This window comes from Kitasatospora sp. NPDC086791 (assembly GCF_040685975.1).
In the GTDB taxonomy this organism is placed as follows: domain Bacteria; phylum Actinomycetota; class Actinomycetes; order Streptomycetales; family Streptomycetaceae; genus Kitasatospora.
Genome location: NZ_JBFBOC010000001.1, coordinates 842,931 through 860,796 on the forward strand (window position 1 = coordinate 842,931; position 17,866 = coordinate 860,796).

At 72.2% G+C, this 17,866-nt stretch carries 15 protein-coding genes; 1 reads left to right on the forward strand and 14 read right to left on the reverse strand.

Annotation, left to right across the window (positions count from 1 at the left end; all coding sequences use genetic code 11):
* Window positions 1–49: 49 nt before the first annotated feature.
* The 14 genes from AB0Q99_RS03805 to pyrR all read right to left on the reverse strand — a co-directional run bounded on the left by AB0Q99_RS03805 (window position 50) and on the right by pyrR (window position 16,983).
* Window positions 50–2,134, reverse strand: a complete 2,085-nt coding sequence (locus AB0Q99_RS03805) for a primosomal protein N' (RefSeq protein ID WP_363568088.1) — start codon at window positions 2,132–2,134, stop codon at window positions 50–52.
* A 169-nt stretch (window positions 2,135–2,303) separates the two neighbouring features.
* Window positions 2,304–3,515: a methionine adenosyltransferase gene (gene metK, locus AB0Q99_RS03810; RefSeq protein ID WP_363568090.1), complete on the reverse strand. Its 1,212-nt coding sequence runs from the start codon at window positions 3,513–3,515 to the stop codon at window positions 2,304–2,306.
* 149 nt (window positions 3,516–3,664) lie between these two features.
* Window positions 3,665–4,927, reverse strand: a complete 1,263-nt coding sequence (gene coaBC / locus AB0Q99_RS03815; protein WP_363568092.1) for a bifunctional phosphopantothenoylcysteine decarboxylase/phosphopantothenate--cysteine ligase CoaBC — start codon at window positions 4,925–4,927, stop codon at window positions 3,665–3,667.
* Window positions 4,928–5,107: 180 nt separating this feature from the next.
* Window positions 5,108–5,374, reverse strand: coding sequence for a DNA-directed RNA polymerase subunit omega (gene rpoZ, locus AB0Q99_RS03820; protein WP_030240625.1), 267 nt, complete (start codon window positions 5,372–5,374; stop codon window positions 5,108–5,110).
* Window positions 5,375–5,411: 37 nt separating this feature from the next.
* Entirely contained in the window at window positions 5,412–5,969 is a 558-nt protein-coding gene (gmk, locus tag AB0Q99_RS03825; RefSeq protein WP_363568093.1) for a guanylate kinase, read from the reverse strand.
* Window positions 5,970–6,018: 49 nt separating this feature from the next.
* Window positions 6,019–6,345, reverse strand: a complete 327-nt coding sequence (mihF, locus tag AB0Q99_RS03830; RefSeq protein ID WP_030056187.1) for an integration host factor, actinobacterial type — start codon at window positions 6,343–6,345, stop codon at window positions 6,019–6,021.
* Window positions 6,346–6,807: 462 nt separating this feature from the next.
* On the reverse strand, window positions 6,808–7,641 hold the full coding sequence (gene pyrF, locus AB0Q99_RS03835; protein WP_363568095.1) for an orotidine-5'-phosphate decarboxylase: 834 nt from the start codon (window positions 7,639–7,641) through the stop codon (window positions 6,808–6,810).
* 121 nt (window positions 7,642–7,762) lie between these two features.
* A complete protein-coding gene (locus tag AB0Q99_RS03840; protein WP_363568097.1) occupies window positions 7,763–8,866 on the reverse strand; it encodes a quinone-dependent dihydroorotate dehydrogenase in 1,104 nt (367 codons plus the stop codon).
* A gap of 89 nt (window positions 8,867–8,955) precedes the next feature.
* Entirely contained in the window at window positions 8,956–12,264 is a 3,309-nt protein-coding gene (gene carB / locus AB0Q99_RS03845) for a carbamoyl-phosphate synthase large subunit (RefSeq protein WP_363568098.1), read from the reverse strand.
* The gene (gene carA / locus AB0Q99_RS03850) at window positions 12,257–13,462 is read right to left on the reverse strand and encodes a glutamine-hydrolyzing carbamoyl-phosphate synthase small subunit (protein WP_363568100.1); all 1,206 of its coding nucleotides are present in this window, start codon (window positions 13,460–13,462) and stop codon (window positions 12,257–12,259) included. Before carA ends, carB begins: the two co-directional genes overlap by 8 nt.
* Window positions 13,459–14,025, reverse strand: coding sequence for a hypothetical protein (locus AB0Q99_RS03855; RefSeq protein ID WP_363568102.1), 567 nt, complete (start codon window positions 14,023–14,025; stop codon window positions 13,459–13,461). Before AB0Q99_RS03855 ends, carA begins: the two co-directional genes overlap by 4 nt.
* Window positions 14,025–15,329, reverse strand: coding sequence for a dihydroorotase (locus AB0Q99_RS03860; protein ID WP_363568104.1), 1,305 nt, complete (start codon window positions 15,327–15,329; stop codon window positions 14,025–14,027). The genes AB0Q99_RS03855 and AB0Q99_RS03860 overlap by 1 nt, the downstream gene beginning before the upstream one ends.
* Window positions 15,326–16,339: an aspartate carbamoyltransferase catalytic subunit gene (locus AB0Q99_RS03865; RefSeq protein ID WP_363568105.1), complete on the reverse strand. Its 1,014-nt coding sequence runs from the start codon at window positions 16,337–16,339 to the stop codon at window positions 15,326–15,328. The genes AB0Q99_RS03860 and AB0Q99_RS03865 overlap by 4 nt, the downstream gene beginning before the upstream one ends.
* Before the next feature lie 5 nt (window positions 16,340–16,344).
* The gene (pyrR, locus tag AB0Q99_RS03870; RefSeq protein ID WP_363568106.1) at window positions 16,345–16,983 is read right to left on the reverse strand and encodes a bifunctional pyr operon transcriptional regulator/uracil phosphoribosyltransferase PyrR; all 639 of its coding nucleotides are present in this window, start codon (window positions 16,981–16,983) and stop codon (window positions 16,345–16,347) included.
* Window positions 16,984–17,312: 329 nt separating this feature from the next.
* Here pyrR and AB0Q99_RS03875 point away from each other — a divergent pair, with 329 nt between their 5' ends.
* Window positions 17,313–17,816: a transcriptional regulator gene (locus AB0Q99_RS03875; protein ID WP_030056198.1), complete on the forward strand. Its 504-nt coding sequence runs from the start codon at window positions 17,313–17,315 to the stop codon at window positions 17,814–17,816.
* The last annotated feature ends 50 nt before the right edge of the window (window positions 17,817–17,866 follow it).

The window sequence follows — 17,866 nt, forward strand, 5'->3', positions numbered from 1 at the left end:
CGGGGCGGGGTGGCCCACTCACCCCGCCCCACCCCGCCACCCCCGCGCCTCACCCGATGTCCGTCGGATCCATCCGCACCCGCACCGGCTCCGCCGTCCGCAGCGCGATCCGCGCGATCTGCGCCGCCTTGAGCGCCGCCGCCAGCGCCGCCCCCTGCCCGGGCGCCACCCGCAGCAGCGCCCGCTCCTGCTCCTCCCCCCGCAGCGCCGTCGCCGGCACCGGCCCGAGCACGTCGGCCCCCTCCGGCAGCCGGATCAGCCCCAGCAGGTCCGCGACCGCCGCCGGGCTCCCGCTGACCGAGGCCATCCGCGACACCGGCGGGAAGTGCAACTGCGCCCGTTCGTCCCGCTCCAGCCCGGCGTGCCCGAGCGGGTCCCAGCGAACCAGCGCCTGGACCGGACGGGCCGACGGCTCGGCGACCACGACCACCGCGCCGCCCTCCGCCGAGGACCGCACCAGCGCGGCGGCGGCCAGCCAGAGCCGCAGCGTCTCCTCCCCGGCCCGCAGGTCCGGTCGGCTCAGCAGCGCCCACCCGTCCAGCAGCAGCGCCGTCCCGTACCCGGAGCCGCCCTCGACCACCGGCTCCGCGCCCGGGGTGGAGATCACCAGCGAGGGTTCGTCCGGCACGGTCGCCAGCACCGCGTCCCGCCCGGAGGTGCGGACCGGGATCCGCGGGAAGGCCTTGCCCAGCTCCTCCGCCGTCCGCCGTGCGCCGATCACCTGGGCCCGCAGCCGGAACGACCCGCACTCGGGGCAGTGCCAGTCCCGCTCCGCCTCCCCGCACCAACCACAGGTCAGCGCGGCGTCCGCCGAGGGCGTCTCCAGCGGCCCCTCGCACCGCCGGCAGCGCGCCGGGGTCCGGCAGCGCCCGCAGGCCAGCCGGGGCACGTAACCGCGCCGGGGCACCTGGATGAGCACCGGGTGCCCGGCCGCCAGCGCCTCCCGGGCGGCCTCCCAGGCCACCGAGGGCAGCCGGGCGGCCTGCGCGGCCGCGTCGCGGTGCTGGTCCTGATCGGTGACGGTCCGCACCCGCGGCGCGACCTGCCGCACCGTCTCCCGGTCCGCGACCAGCGGACGCGCCCAGCCGGTGCTGACCAGCTGCGCGCCCTCGACGGTCACCGCGTGCCCGCCGAGCAGTACCGCCGCGCCCTCCTCGGCGGCCCGCAGCAGCGCCACCTCCCGGACGTGCGGGTGCGGGGCGCGCGGGTCGCTGTGGCTGCCGTCCCCGTCCGACCAGACGACGACCAGCCCGAGGTCGCGCACCGGCGCGAACATGGCCGAGCGGGTGCCGATGGCGGCGTGCACCGAGCCGCGGCTCACCGCGAGCCAGCGCTTGTAACGCTCGCGCGGGCCGAGGTCGGCCTCCAGCGCCGCGTGCATCCCGGGGCCGAGCAGTTCGGTCAGCGCCTGGTCGACCCGGGCCACCGAGCGCCGGTCCGGCAGCACGACCAGGGCCCCGCGCCCGCCCGCCAGCGTCGCCGCCACGGCCCGCGCGATCTCGTACGGCCAGCCGGGCCCGGGCAGCGCCGCCCACACCGCGCGCGGCGCACCGCCCGCGGCCAGCGCGGCCAGGAAGTCGGGACCGGCCGGGTAGCGCTGCCAGCTGCCGGGGGCCGGGGCGGCCGGGCGGGGCAGCGGCGGCGGCGAGGGCTCGGCCTCCGCCTTGGCGTGCCGGGGCGGGACGGCCAGCTGCAGCACGTCGGCGAGCGTCCCGGCGTACCGGTCGGCGACGGTCCGGCACAGCCGCAGCAGCTGCGGGGTGAGCACCGGCTCGGGCGACAGCACCTGCGCCAGCGGGGCGAGCGGCCCGGCGAAATCGCTCTTCTCCAGCCGGGCGACGATGAACCCGTCGTGCAGTTCCCCGCCCTCGCGCTGCCCCTTCACCACGCGCGCGCCGAACCGCACCCGCACCCGGACGCCCGGCCGGGCCTCCTCGGCCATGCTCGCCGGCACCTCGTAGTCGAAGAACTTGTCGATGGTGAGCACGCCCTTGTCCACCACGACCCGGGCCACCGGCAGGTGCTCGGCCCGCTTGGCCCCGCGCCAGCTGCGCGGCTTGGCCCGCTTGACCGTCTCCCGGATGAACGCCAGCTGCTCCGGCTCGGCGGCCCCGTTCTCCCCTGTGCTGCTCATCGCCACCAAGTACTACCAGGTCACACCGACACCGCGCACACAGCGGGCGCCCACCCGAAGCGGCACCCGCCGCTCCCAGCACCCCCCGGCAGCGCCACGCCCCCCCCACACGCACAAAGCGGCGCCCACCCCCCGAGAGGGGCGGGCGCCGCTTCGAGCGCTACGGACGTCAGTCGCGCACGGCAGCCTTCAGCTGCTCCACCCGGTCGGTGCGCTCCCAGGTGAAGTCCGCCAGCTCACGGCCGAAGTGGCCGTACGCGGCGGTCTGGGAGTAGATCGGGCGCAGCAGGTCCAGGTCGCGGATGATCGCGGCCGGACGCAGGTCGAAGACCTCGGAGACGGCCTTCTGGATCGAGAGGACCGGCACGGTCTCGGTGCCGAAGGTCTCGACGAACAGGCCGACCGGCTCGGCCTTGCCGATCGCGTACGCGACCTGCACCTCGGCGCGGCGGGCGAGGCCGGCGGCGACGATGTTCTTCGCCACCCAGCGCATCGCGTACGCGGCCGAGCGGTCCACCTTGGACGGGTCCTTGCCGGAGAAGGCGCCGCCACCGTGGCGGGCCATGCCGCCGTAGGTGTCGATGATGATCTTGCGACCGGTGAGGCCGGCGTCGCCCATCGGGCCGCCGATCTCGAAGCGGCCGGTCGGGTTGACCAGCAGGCGGTAGCCCTCGGTGGTCAGCTTGATGCCCTGCTCGGCCAGCGCCTTCAGCTCCGGCTCGACCACGAACTCGCGGATGTCCGGGGTGAGCAGCGACTCCAGGTCGATGTCACTGGCGTGCTGGGTCGAGACGACCACGGTGTCGAGGCGGACGGCCTTGTCGCCGTCGTACTCGATGGTGACCTGGGTCTTGCCGTCGGGGCGCAGGTACGGGATGGTCCCGTTCTTGCGGACCTCGGTGAGCCGACGCGAGAGGCGGTGGGCCAGGGTGATCGGCAGCGGCATGAGCTCGGGCGTCTCGTCGGACGCGTAGCCGAACATCAGGCCCTGGTCGCCGGCACCCTGCTTGTCCAGCTCGTCCTCGACGTCACCCTCGACGCGGTGCTCGTGAGCGGTGTCGACGCCCTGCGCGATGTCGGGCGACTGGGCACCGATGGACACCGAGACACCGCAGGAGGCGCCGTCGAAGCCCTTCTTGGAGCTGTCGTAGCCGATCTCCAGGATCTTGTCCCGGACGAGCTGGGCGATCGGCGCGTACGCCTTGGTGGTCACCTCGCCGGCCACGTGCACCTGGCCGGTGGTGATGAGCGTCTCCACGGCGACCCGGGAAGTCGGGTCCTCACGCAGGAGGGCGTCAAGGATGGTGTCGCTGATCTGGTCAGCGATCTTGTCGGGGTGGCCCTCGGTGACGGACTCCGAGGTGAACAGGCGGCGAGACACAGCGCTCCCTGGGGTTGCAGCGGCTGCTGACTGAAGTTCCCGGACGACCGGGTAACTCCGGAAAGACTTGATTCCTGGAGTCTAACGGTCTGCTTCCGCCGAACGTCACCCACTTCAGCAATTCTCGAGCGCCCCACAGCGCCTTTCGATCAGTTGTCGGCCGTTTCCAGCCTCTTTGCGACCAGGTTCCAGACAACGTCGGCGAGCGCCTCCTTCGGGCCCACCGGAACGGCGGTCTCGCTGCCGTCCGAGCCCAGCACGACGGCCTCGTTGACGTCCGTACCGAAGGCCTTGCCGTTGCCGACCTCGTTGACGACGAGCAGGTCACACCCCTTGCGGGCGAGCTTGGCGCGGCCGTTGGCGAGCACGTCGTCGGTCTCCGCCGCGAATCCCACGACCAGTTGACCCGAACGGGGACGGTGGGCCGACAGCTCGGCCAGGATGTCGGGATTGCGGACCAGCGCGACCGGGGCCGGCTCGACCCCCTCGACCTTCTTGATCTTGCCGGTCGCGTACTCGGCCGGCCGGAAGTCCGCCACCGCCGCGGCCATCACCACGGCGTCCGCGTCCGCGACCGCCTTCAGCGCGGCCTCGCGCAGTTCCAGCGCGGTCGAGACGTGCACCACGTCCACCCCCGCCGGATCCGGCAGCTCGGCGTTGGCCGAGAGCAACGTCACCCTGGCCCCGCGCGCGGCGGCCGTCACCGCGAGCGCGTAGCCCTGCTTGCCGGAGGAGCGGTTGCCCAGGTAGCGCACCGGGTCCAGCGGCTCCCGGGTGCCGCCGGCCGAGACCACCACGTGCCGGCCGGCCAGGTCGTGCGACACCTCCCCGCCGCGGCGCAGCACGGCCCGGCAGGCGTCGAAGATCGCGGACGGCTCCGGCAGCCGCCCCTTGCCGGTGTCCTTGCCGGTGAGGCGTCCGACGGCCGGCTCCAGCACGATCACGCCCCGGCGGCGCAGCGTGGCGACGTTCTCCCGGGTGGCCGGGTGCTCCCACATCTCGGTGTGCATGGCGGGCGCCACCACGACCGGGCAGCGGGCGGTGAGCAGCGTGTTGGTGAGCAGGTCGTCGGCGAGGCCGTGGGCGGCCTTGGCGATCAGGTCGGCGGTGGCCGGGGCGACCACGACCAGGTCGGCCTGCTGCCCGATCCGCACGTGCGGCACCTCGTGCACGCGCTCCCAGGTCTCGGTGGCGGCCGGGCGGCCGGACAGCGCGGCCCAGGTGGCCTCGCCGACGAAGTGCAGCGCGGCCTCGGTCGGCACCACGGTGACCAGGTGGCCCGACTCGGTGAACCGGCGCAGCAGCTCGCACGCCTTGTACGCGGCGATCCCGCCGCTCACCCCGAGGACCACCCGGGGGGCGTCCGCACCGACGCCCCGCTCCGTGCCGAGCCCGCTCCGCTCGCCGCCCATGTGTACCGACCTTCCTCCGCACCGGGAACCCGCCCACCCTACGGCCCCTCAGCTCCCGCCCGCGCGGCACCCCACCCCGGGGCCGGCCCCGGGCCCACGACGGGAAGCCCCGAGCAGAAACGACAGGAGGGCCCGGCGGAAACGATTCCGCCGGGCCCTCCCGGAAAAACAGTGGCCGGCTCAGGCAGCCTCGATCGCCTCGGCGGTCAGCATGCCCGCGTTGATCTCGCGCAGCGCGATCGACAGCGGCTTCTCGTGCACGTGGGTGTCGACCAGCGGGCCGACGTACTCCAGCAGGCCCTCACCGAGCTGCGAGTAGTACGCGTTGATCTGACGCGCGCGCTTGGCGGCGTAGATCACGAGGCTGTACTTCGAGTCGGTGGCCTCGAGCAGCTCGTCGATCGGCGGGTTGATGATGCCCTCGGGCGCGGTCATGGAAGAGGACACGCGAAAACCTTCCGAAAGGGTGGAAAAGACAGACAGGTCAGGCTACACCGAGCAAGGCTAGCAGTTCGGCCGCTACCTGCTCGACGGAGGTGTTGACAAGGGTCGTGTCGAACTCGGGCTCGGCGGCGAGCTCGATCCTGGCGGCGTCGAGCCGCTTCTCGATCACGTCCTGCGACTCGGTGCCCCGGCCGGTCAGCCGGCGGACCAGCTCGTCCCAGCTCGGCGGGGCCAGGAACACCAGCTGCGCCTCGGGCATCGACTCGCGCACCTGCCGGGCACCCTGCAGGTCGATCTCCAGGAGCACGGGTTCGCCGCGCTCCAGCTTCTCCAGCACGGCCGCGCGCGGGGTGCCGTAGCGGTTCCCGGCGAACTCGGCCCATTCCAGCAGCTCGCCGTTGGCGATCAGCTTGTCGAACTCGTCGTTGTCGACGAAGTGGTACTGGACCCCGTTCTTCTCGCCGGGCCTCGGGTGGCGGGTCGTCGCCGACACCGAGAGCCAGACCTCGGGGTGCATCTTCCTCATATGAGCGACGACCGTGCTCTTGCCGACCCCCGAAGGGCCGGAGAGCACGGTCAGCCGCGGACGCTCACTCATGCACCGATTATCCCGGATCGCGGAGGATGACGGGACCACGGGGGCACGGTCAGGCGGCACCTCCGCCGAACTCCCGCTCCAGGGAGGCGATCTGGTTGGTACCGAGACCCCGGACACGCCGGCTCTCGCTGATGCCGAGGCGCTCCATGATCTGCTTGGCCCGAACCTTGCCGACGCCCGGAAGGGACTCCAGCAGGGCCGAGACCTTCATCTTGCCGATGACGTCGTTGTCGGCCTTGCCGGCCTTGATCACCTCGTGCAGGGAGGCGCCGGAGTGCTTGAGCCGGTTCTTCACCTCGGCGCGCTCCCGGCGAGCCTCGGCGGCCTTGGCGAGCGCGGCGGTGCGCTGTTCAGGGGTAAGGGGCGGAAGAGCCACGCCGTTCACCTCAGGGTGTGGATGGAAGGGATTGAGCTATGACTGGTTTGGTACCCAGGACGCCGTCCGCAAGAGGAACCACAAGGCCCTGACCTGCGGGAGACACGAAATTCGTGGCTCGCCGATGACCTATCGCCGGACACTACCCGCATTGCGGCGCCACGTCAGGAAAAGAACACGAAAAGTCCTGGTCAGCCAAGGCCGACCAGGACTTTCCAGGGCAAAATGACCGCGATTGCGAAACTTTGACGGGCCGATGTGACGGCGCTCACGTCGGCTCCGCGACGCCGCCGCCGTCCTGCGGACACTCCACAGGGTCACCGATCGGCTACCGGCGGGGCGCCTTCCGCAACCCGCCGAACACCCCGGGGTCCTTGACGCCGCCCGCTCGCGCGCCCCGACCCCGCCCGCTCCCGCTGCCCGACGGCACCCGCTGGGCCCGCCGGGCGGAGTCCGACCCGCCTACTCGACGGCGTCCGCGAACTCGCCGACGAAGCGCTCCGCCGCCTCCCGCAGCGCCGCCACCGAGGGGCCGTGCTTGAGCACGTCCCGGCTGACGCTCGGCACCACGTTGGTCACCGAGGCGCCGAACACCCGCGGCAGGTCCGCCATGGTCGCGCCCTGGGCGCCGATGCCCGGCGCCAGCAGCGGGCCGTTGATGGCCAGGTCCACGCCCGCGTCGGCCAGCGTCGCGCCGACCACCGCGCCGAAGGAGCCCAGCGGCGCGGCTCCCGCGTTCTCGGCCGCCAGCTGCCGCAGCACCGAGGCCGCGACCGACTCGCCGTCCGCGCCCACCGCGCGCTGCACCTCGGCGCCCTCCGGGTTGGAGGTGAGCGCCAGCGCGAACACGCCGCAGCCCTGCTCCCGGGCCAGGTCCAGAGCCGGGCGCAGCGAGCCGAAGCCGAGGTACGGGCTGACCGTCACGGCGTCCGAGAACAGCGGGCTGCCGGGCGACAGGAAGGCCTCCGCGTAGGCGGCCATGGTGGAGCCGATGTCGCCGCGCTTGGCGTCCATCAGGACCAGCGCACCGGCCGCCCGGGCCTCCTCGACGGACTTCTCCAGCACCGCGACGCCCCTGCTGCCGAAGCGCTCGAAGAAGGCGGCCTGCGGCTTGAGCACGGCCACCCGGTCGGCCAGCGCCTCGACCACCGTGCGGCTGAAGGCCTCCAGGCCGGCGAGGTCGTCGCCGAGCCCCCAGGAGGCGAGCAGGGAGGCGTGCGGGTCGATGCCGACGCAGAGCTGACCGCGGGTGTCGAGGGCCTGGCGCAGCCGGGCGCCGAACGGGGCGAGGGTCATGTCGTCACTTTCCGAAAGGTCCGAAGGGTCCGAGGGGCCCGAGGAGGAGGAGTACGAGGGGTGCGGCATTCGCGGCGTTCGCCCGGCGGTCGCCCGGGTCTCCGCCCGGCGACCACCGCGGTCACGAGCTGCGCACGGCGCTGCCGACCGCCGAGGCCAGGTCGCGGAAGCCCGCCGCCCGGATCCGGGCGGACAGGCCCTTGTGGATCCGCCGGCACCAGAACGGGCCCTCGTAGATGAAGGCGCTGTAGCCCTGGACCAGGTCGGCGCCGTGGATGATCCGCTGCCAGGCGTCCTCGGCGGTCTCGATGCCGCCGACCGAGACCAGGGTCAGCCGGTCCCCGGTCCGGGCGCGCAGCCGCTGCAGGACCTCCAGGGCGCGGGCCTTGAGCGGGGCCCCGGACAGGCCGCCCATGCCGATCTCCTCGACCCGCCCGGCGTCGGTGAGCAGGCCCTCGCGGCCGATCGTGGTGTTGGTGGCGATGATGCCGTCCAGGCCCAGCTCCAGGGCGAGGTCGGCGACCGCGTCGACGTCCTCGTCGGCCAGGTCGGGGGCGATCTTGACCAGCAGCGGCACGTGGTGCGCGGTGGTGCGGTCGGCGGCCTCGCGGACGGCGGCCAGCAGCGGGCGCAGGTGGTCGACGGCCTGCAGGTTGCGCAGCCCGGGGGTGTTCGGCGAGCTGACGTTGACCACCAGGTAGTCGGCGTACTTGGCCAGCCGCTCGGTGGACTTGACGTAGTCGGCGACCGCGTCGGCCTCCTCGACCACCTTGGTCTTGCCGATGTTGACGCCGATCACCGGGGTGGAGGTGGTGTGCGGGCGGGCGGCCAGGCGGGCGGCGACCCGGGCGGAGCCCTGGTTGTTGAAGCCCATCCGGTTGATCAGCGCGCGGTCCTCGACCAGGCGGAACAGCCGGGGCGCCGGGTTGCCGGGCTGGGGCTCGCCGGTGATGGTGCCGATCTCGACGTAGTCGAAGCCGAGCATGGCCAGGCCGTCGATGCCGACGCCGTTCTTGTCGAAACCGGCCGCGAGGCCGAACGGGCCGGGCAGGTCGAGGCCGAGGGCGCGGGTGCGCAGGGCGCGGTCGCCCGGGGCGAGCACCAGCCGCACCAGGGTGCGCAGGCCCGGCACCGAGGAGGCGAGCCGGATCCAGAAGAAGGCCAGGTGGTGGGCCTTCTCCGGGTCCATCTTCTTGAAGACGAGGTCGAAGAGGATCTTGTACAAAGGGGGGTCAACTCCCGGGGCGACGAGCGGATTCGGGCACAAGAGTGGGGGGCACCCGACTGGCTTCGGTGCCCCCCACTGCGGTGGTGCTACTTGCGGCCGGCGTTGATCAGCTCGGCGTGCTCCTGGAGCGACATCACCCCGACCTCGTCGCGCAGCAGCCGGTCGATGCCCTGGACGGCCGCGCCCATCGCCTGGACGGTGGTCAGGCAGGGCACCGCGCGGGCCACGGCCGCGGTGCGGATCTCGTAGCCGTCGAGGCGGCCACCGGTGCCGTACGGCGTGTTGATGATGAGGTCGACCTCACCGTCGTGGATCAGCTGGACGATGGTCTTCTCGCCGTTCGGGCCCTCGCCCTCGCTGTGCTTGCGCACCACGGTGGCGGGGATGCCGCCGCGCTGCAGCACCTCGGCGGTGCCGGCGGTGGCGAGCAGCTCGAAGCCGAGGCCGACCAGCGCCCGGGCCGGGAAGACCAGGTTGCGCTTGTCGCGGTTGGCGACCGAGACGAAGACCTTGCCCTTGGTCGGCAGCGCGCCGTAGGCACCGCTCTGGGACTTGGCGTAGGCCGTGCCGAAGACCTTGTCGATGCCCATGACCTCACCGGTCGAGCGCATCTCGGGGCCGAGCACGGTGTCCACCCCGCGGCCGTGCACGTCGCGGAAGCGGCTCCACGGCATCACGGCCTCCTTGACCGCGATCGGCGCGTCGGCGGGCAGCGTGCCGCCGTCGCCCTCGGCCGGGAGCATGCCCTCGGCGCGCAGCTCGGCGATGGTGGCGCCGAGCGAGACCCGGGCGGCGGCCTTGGCCAGCGGCACGGCGGTCGCCTTGGAGGTGAACGGGACGGTCCGGGAGGCGCGGGGGTTGGCCTCCAGGACGTAGAGGATGTCGCCGGAGAGGGCGAACTGGATGTTGATCAGACCGCGCACCCCGACGCCGCGCGCGATCGCCTCGGTGGAGGCGCGCAGGCGCTTGATGTCGTGGCCGCCGAGGGTGATCGGGGGCAGCGCGCAGGCGGAGTCGCCGGAGTGGATGCCGGCCTCCTCGATGTGCTCCATGACGCCGCCGAGGTAGAGCTCGGTGCCGTCGTAGAGCGCGTCGACGTCGATCTCGACCGCGTCGTCCAGGAAGCGGTCGATCAGCACCGGGTGCTCGGAGATCAGACCGGCGTGCCGCTCCAGGTAGGAGGCGAGCGAGGCCTCGTCGTAGACGATCTCCATGCCGCGGCCGCCGAGCACGTAGGACGGGCGGGCGAGGACGGGGTAGCCGATCTCGTCCGCGATCGCCTTGGCCTCCTCGAAGGAGAAGGCGGTGCCGTGCTTGGGCGCGGGCAGGCCGGCGTCGCGCAGGACGCGGCCGAAGGCGCCGCGCTCCTCGGCGAGGTCGATCGCCTCGGGCTGGGTGCCGACGATCGGCACGCCGTTGTCCTTGAGCGCCTGGGCCAGGCCCAGCGGGGTCTGGCCGCCGAGCTGGACGACCACGCCGGCGAGCGGCCCGGCCTGCTGCTCGGCGTGGACGATCTCCAGCACGTCCTCCAGGGTGAGCGGCTCGAAGTAGAGCCGGTCGGAGGTGTCGTAGTCGGTGGAGACGGTCTCCGGGTTGCAGTTGACCATGACGGTCTCGTACCCGGCGTCGGCGAGCGCGAAGGAGGCGTGCACGCAGGAGTAGTCGAACTCGATGCCCTGGCCGATGCGGTTCGGGCCGGAGCCCAGGATGATCACGGCGGGCTTGGAGCGCGGGGCGACCTCGTTCTCCTCGTCGTAGGACGAGTAGAAGTACGGGGTCTTGGCGGCGAACTCGGCGGCGCAGGTGTCGACGGTCTTGAACACCGGGCGGATGCCGAGGGCGTGGCGCACCTCGCGGACCACGTCGGCCTTCAGGCCGCGGATCTCGCCGATCTGGACGTCGGAGAAGCCGTGCCGCTTGGCGTGGCGCAGCAGCTCGGGGGTGAGCTCGGCGGCCTCGGCCAGCTCGCCGGCGATCTCGTCCAGCAGGAAGAGCTGGTCGACGAACCACGGGTCGATCTTGGTGGCCTCGAACACCTCCTCCGGGGTGGCGCCGGCCCGGATCGCCTCCATCACGGTGTTGATCCGGCCGTCGGTCGGGACGACCGCCTTGGCCAGCAGTTCGGCCTTCTCGCCGAGCGGGCCGGTCCAGGAGAACTGGGAGCCCTTCTTCTCCAGCGAGCGCAGCGCCTTCTGCAGCGCCTCGGGGAAGTTGCGGCCGAGGGCCATGGCCTCGCCGACCGACTTCATGGTGGTGGTCAGCGTGGCGTCGGCGCTCGGGAACTTCTCGAACGCGAACCGCGGCACCTTGACCACGACGTAGTCGAGGGTCGGCTCGAAGGAGGCCGGGGTCTCCTCGGTGATGTCGTTCGGGATCTCGTCCAGGGTGTAGCCGACGGCCAGCTTGGCGGCGATCTTGGCGATCGGGAAGCCGGTGGCCTTGGAGGCGAGCGCCGAGGAGCGGGACACCCGGGGGTTCATCTCGATGACGATGACCCGGCCGTCCTCGGGGTTGACGGCGAACTGGATGTTGCAGCCGCCGGTGTCGACGCCGACCTCGCGGATGACGGCGATGCCGATGTCGCGCAGGATCTGGTACTCGCGGTCGGTGAGGGTCATCGCCGGGGCGACGGTGATCGAGTCACCGGTGTGCACGCCCATCGGGTCGAAGTTCTCGATGGAGCAGACGACCACGACGTTGTCGTGCTTGTCGCGCATCAGCTCCAGCTCGTACTCCTTCCAGCCGAGGATGGACTCCTCCAGGAGCACCTCGGTGGTCGGCGAGAGGGTCAGGCCCTGGCCGGCGATGCGGCGCAGGTCCTCCTCGTCGTGGGCGAAGCCGGAGCCGGCGCCGCCCATGGTGAAGGAGGGGCGCACGACGACCGGGTAGCCGCCGAGCGTGTCGACGCCGGCCAGCACCTCGTCCATGGTGTGGCAGATGACCGAGCGGGCGGACTCGCCGTACCCGATCTTGGCGTTGACCGCCTCGACGACGCCCTTGAAGAGGTCGCGGTCCTCGCCCTTGTTGATCGCCTCGACGTCGGCGCCGATCAGCTCGACGCCGTACTTCTCCAGCGTGCCGGCCGCGTGCAGCGAGATCGCGGTGTTGAGCGCGGTCTGCCCGCCCAGGGTCGGCAGCAGCGCGTCGGGGCGCTCCTTGGCGATGATCTTCTCGACGAACTCCGGGGTGATCGGCTCGACGTAGGTGGCGTCGGCGATCTCCGGGTCGGTCATGATCGTGGCCGGGTTGGAGTTGACCAGCACGACCCGCAGGCCCTCGGCCTTGAGGACCCGGCAGGCCTGCGTGCCCGAGTAGTCGAACTCGGCGGCCTGACCGATCACGATCGGGCCGGAGCCGATCACCAGGACGGACTTGATGTCAGTGCGCTTAGGCACGCTGGCCCTCCATGAGCTTCACGCTGTGCTTGTCGTCGCCTCGCATGAGCTCGACGAACCGGTCGAAGAGGTACGCCGCGTCGTGCGGGCCGGCAGCAGCTTCGGGGTGGTACTGCACGCTGAAGGCGGGGACGTCGAGCGCCTGCAGGCCCTCGACCACGTCGTCGTTGAGGCAGACGTGGGAGACCTCGACCCGCCCGAAGGGGGTGTCGCTCACCTTGTCCAGCGGGGCGTTCACGGCGAAGCCGTGGTTGTGGGCGGTCACCTCGACCTTGCCGGTGGTGCGGTCCTGCACCGGCTGGTTGATGCCGCGGTGGCCGTACTTGAGCTTGTAGGTGCCGAAGCCCAGGGCGCGGCCGAGGATCTGGTTGCCGAAGCAGATCCCGAAGAACGGGGTCTTGCGCTCCAGCACGCCCTGCGCGACGGCGACCTGGTGGTCGGCGGTGGCCGGGTCGCCCGGGCCGTTGGAGAAGAAGACGCCGTCCGGCCGGACCGCGTAGATGTCCTCCAGGGTGGCGTCGGCCGGCAGCACGTGCACCTCGATGCCGCGCTCGGCCATCCGCTGCGGGGTCATCGCCTTGATGCCGAGGTCCAGCGCGGCCACGGTGAAGCGCTTCTCGCCGATCGCGGGCACCACGTACGGCTCGGTGGTGGCGACCTCGGCGCACAGGTCGGCGCCCTTCATCTCGGGCGACTGCTGCACCCGGGCGAGCAGGGTGGCCTGGTCGGCCAGCGCCTCGCCGGAGAAGATGCCGCAGCGCATCGCGCCGCGCTCGCGCAGGTGGCGGGTCAGCGCGCGGGTGTCGATGCCGCTGATGCCGACGACGCCCTGGCTGACCAGTTCCTCGTCGAGCGAGCGGCGGGAGCGCCAGTTGGAGGCGACCCGGGCGGGGTCGCGCACGACGTAGCCGGCGACCCAGATCCGCTTGGACTCGTCGTCCTCGTCGTTCCAGCCGGTGTTGCCGATCTGCGGCGCGGTCATCACGACCACCTGGCGGTGGTACGACGGGTCGGTCAGGGTCTCCTGGTAGCCGGACATGCCGGTGTTGAAGACCGCCTCGCCGAAGGTCTCGCCGGTCGCGCCGTAGGCCTGGCCCCGGAAGGTCCGGCCGTCCTCCAGGACGAGCACGGCGGCCGCACGGTCCGAGAACCGGCGCTCCCGCCGTTGGCGCTGCGTGGTGGGGGCAGGTGCGGTCATTGCGCGGCCTCTTCCGTCATCTTCGTCTGCGTACGTGTTGCGAGGTGGGCGATCGCCTCGACCCAGGCGGCGTGCTCGTCGGGGTGGTCGGCCCGGAAGCCGGAGTCCAGCTCGGTGCCCTCGTGGACCCAGCTCACGATGAGCAGTCCGGACGGGACGACCTTGCCGGCGATCGCGGAGTCGGTGCGGGCACCGGTCAGGTGGGCGGCCGGGATCCAGAAGTCGACGTCACCGGGACGGCTGACCAGCAGGCCGTCCTCGCCGAGGGTGAGGTCGGCCCGGCTGCGGGTGCCCAGGCCGTGCGCGACGACCCGGTCGAGCCAGTTCCCGGCGGTGGTCGTGCCGTGGTACCGGCCGCTGGTCTCCAGGATGGTGCGCCCGGCCCGGTCCGGCACGGCGGGCAGCGGCGGGATGCCGGACTGCAGGGTGCGGCGCCAGTTCCAGCCCTGGCGCATCAGCCAGTAGACCAGGCCGATCACGATCAGCAGGCCGATGGACCAGCCGATGTACCCGGGCCAGTCGGTGACCTTCGCCTGCTCCCTGGCGAGCGTGGCGTGGTCCATCACGCGTCGCCGCCCTGCTCGACCGGCTCGCCGGCCAGCACGGTGGCCCGCCCGCGCAGGAAGGTGGCGTGCACCCGTCCGGGCAGGTCGAGGCTCTTGTAGGGGGTGTTGCGGCTGCGGGTGGCGAAGCTGTCCGGGTTCACGACACCACGGTACGCGGGATCGAACAGCACCAGGTTCGCGGGCTCACCCACCGAGATCGGCCGGCCGTGCCCGGTGAGACGGCCGATCCGGGCCGGACGGTGCGACATCCGGTCCGCGACGCCCTCCCAGTTCAGCAGGCCGGTGTCGACCATGGTCTGCTGGACGACCGACAGCGCGGTCTCCAGGCCGACCATGCCCATCGCGGCCACGGCCCACTCGCAGTCCTTGTCCTCGGCCGGATGCGGCGCGTGGTCGGTGGCCACGGCGTCGATGGTGCCGTCGGCGAGCGCCTTGCGCAGCGCCTGGACGTCCTCGGCGGTACGCAGCGGCGGGTTCACCTTGTACACCGGGTCGTAGGAGCGGACCAGCTCGTCGGTGAGCAGCAGGTGGTGCGGGGTCACCTCGGCGGTGACGTCCCAGCCCTTGGCCTTGGCCCAGCGGATGATCTCGACCGAGCCGGCCGTGGAGACGTGGCAGACGTGCAGCCGGGAGCCGACGTGCGCGGCGAGCAGCACGTCGCGGGCGATGATCGACTCCTCGGCGACGGCCGGCCAGCCGCCGAGCCCGAGCTCGCCGGAGACCCGGCCCTCGTTCATCTGGGCGCCCTCGGTCAGCCGCGGCTCCTGGGCGTGCTGGGCGACGACGCCGTCGAAGGCCTTGACGTACTCCAGGGCGCGGCGCATCAGGACCGCGTCGTCCACGCACTTGCCGTCGTCGGAGAAGACCCGCACGCCCGCGGCGGACTCGTGCATCGCGCCGAGCTCGGCGAGCTTCTTGCCCTCCAGGCCGACGGTGACGGCGCCGACCGGCTGCACGTCGCAGTAACCGGCCTCCTGGCCGAGCCGCCAGACCTGCTCGACCACGCCGGCGGTGTCGGCCACCGGGGTGGTGTTGGCCATCGCGTGCACGGCGGTGAAGCCGCCCATCGCGGCGGCCCGGGTGCCGGTGAGCACGGTCTCGGCGTCCTCGCGGCCGGGCTCGCGCAGGTGGGTGTGCAGGTCGACCAGGCCGGGGAGCGCGACCAGCCCGGTGGCGTCGATCTCGATGTCCGCCTCGACCGCCAGGCCGGTGCCGATCTCCTTGATCACGCCGTCGGCGAGCAGCAGGTCCTGCGGGGCGCCGCCGAGGATCTTGGCGTTGCGGATCAGGTAGGTGGTCACTGAGCGGTCTCCACGGTCTCGGTACGGGGGGCGTCGGCGGGGGCGTCGGCGAGCGTGGCTCCGCCGAGCAGCAGGTAGAGCACGGCCATCCGGACGGAGACGCCGTTGGCGACCTGCTCGACCGCGGTGCAGCGCGGCGAGTCGGCGACCTCGGCGGTGATCTCCATGCCGCGGACCATCGGGCCGGGGTGCATCACGATCGCGTGCTCGGGCAGCTGGGCCAGCCGGAGGCCGTTCATGCCGTAGCGGCGGCTGTACTCGCGCTCGGTCGGGAAGAACGCAGCGTTCATCCGCTCGCGCTGCACCCGCAGCATCATCAGCGCGTCGGTCTTGGGCAGCACGCTGTCCAGGTCGTAGCTGATCTCGCAGGGCCAGCCGGCCGCGCCGGTCTCGGGATCGGGTTCGATGCCGATCGGCAGCAGCGTCGGCGGGGCGACGAAGGTGACCTGGGCACCGAGGGTGTTCAGCAGGTGGACGTTGGAGCGGGCGACCCGGCTGTGCAGGACGTCGCCGACGATCGTCACCCGGCGGCCCGCGAGGTCGTGGCCGGCGCCCGGGTTGAGGTGGCGGCGCATGGTGAAGGCGTCGAGCAGCGCCTGGGTGGGGTGCTCGTGGGTGCCGTCACCGGCGCTGATCACACTGCCGTGCAGCCAGTCGGACTGGGCCAGCCGGGCCGGTGCGCCCGAGGCGTGGTGGCGGATGACCACCGCGTCGGCGCCCATGGCCTGCAGGGTGAGCGCGGTGTCCTTGAGGCTCTCGCCCTTGGAGACCGAGGAGCCCTTGGCGGAGAAGTTGATGACGTCGGCCGAGAGGCGCTTCTCGGCGACCTCGAAGGAGGTCTTGGTCCGGGTGGAGTCCTCGAAGAAGAGGTTGACGACGGTGCGGCCGCGCAGCGTGGGCAGCTTCTTGACGGCCCGGCCGGAGAGCTGGGCGAGCTCCTCGGCGGTGTCCAGGATCAGCAGCGCGTCGTCGCGGCTGAGATCGGCGGCGGAGACGAGGTGGCGCTTCACGCGGGCTACTCCGGGAGGTGCGGTTCGGACGGCTTGGCGGCCATGGTCTGCGACGAGCGCGCGGTGAAGTCGCGGTCCCCGACCAGCACGGCGTCCACGCCGTCGCTGTCGGAGAGGCGCACCTGCACGGCCTCGCGCAGCGAGGTGGGGAGGTTCTTGCCCACGTAGTCCGCACGGATCGGCAGCTCGCGGTGGCCGCGGTCGACCAGGACCGCCAGCTGGACGGCGCGCGGCCGGCCGATGTCGTTCAGCGCGTCGAGCGCGGCGCGGATGGTGCGTCCGGAGAAGAGCACGTCGTCGACCAGCACGACGAGCTTGCCGTCGATGCCGCCGGGCGGGATCTCGGTGTGTTCCAGGGCGCGGGCGGGCTTCAGCCGCAGGTCGTCCCGGTACATGGTGATGTCCAGGGTGCCCAGCGGGATCTCGCGCCCGGTGATCTGGGCCAGCCGGCCGTGCAGGCGACGGGCGAGGTGGACGCCCCTGGTGTGGATGCCGAGCAGCACGACGTCCTCCGCGCCCTTGGCGCGCTCGACGATCTCGTGCGCTATCCGGGTGATGACCCGGGCGATGTCCGTGCCGTCCAGCACTTGGTGCGGCGGCCGCGGCGTCGGTTCCTGCGACGTGGAATCTCGGTGTGTGGTCATGCCGAAGCGGACCTCCTTCCCCGCCTCACTGGACGGGCCTTAAAGGATGTCTGGATCGCCCCCGCCGGGTCGGCGTGGGCTTCGGGTCATCCTAGCAGCGCCCCGGACGGCAAACAGAAGTCCACCATTCCGCTTCCGGCGGTTAACACCCCGGACGCGCCGACGATGCGGGCCATTCGCACGACTGCCCCATTCGGCTTGACGCAACTACCTTACTCTACGTAACCTCACAGTGAGTTACGAGACGGACGTCGAACCCACCGGTAACGGCGTCGGCAATCGCCCGTGACCCACCACTGAACGCGAAGCAATCTCGTCCGGGGAGATCAATGTCCAGCGACTACGCGAAGCAACTCGGAGGCAAGCTCCGAGCGATCCGCACTCAGCAGGGGCTCTCCCTGCACGGTGTCGAGGAGAAGTCCCAGGGGCGCTGGAAGGCAGTCGTCGTCGGCTCGTACGAGCGCGGCGACCGTGCGGTCACCGTGCAGCGGCTGGCCGAGCTGGCCGAGTTCTACGGCGTCCCGGTGCAGGAGCTGCTGCCCGGCGGCACCCCCGGCGGCGCGGCCGAGCCGCCGCCGCGCCTGGTCCTCGACCTGGAGAGACTGACCCAGGTCCCTTCCGAGAAGGCCGGCCCGCTGCAGCGCTACGCGGCGACCATCCAGAGCCAGCGCGGCGACTACAACGGCAAGGTGCTGTCGATCCGCCAGGACGACCTGCGCACCCTGGCGGTCATCTACGACCAGTCGCCGTCGATCCTCACCGAGCAGCTGATCTCCTGGGGCGTGCTGAACCCCGACGCGCGCCGTGCGGTGCGCGAGGAGGACGCGAGCTGAGGCTCACCGCACCGGCTCCCGCCCGCGGAACCTCGCACGTGCCGGCACTC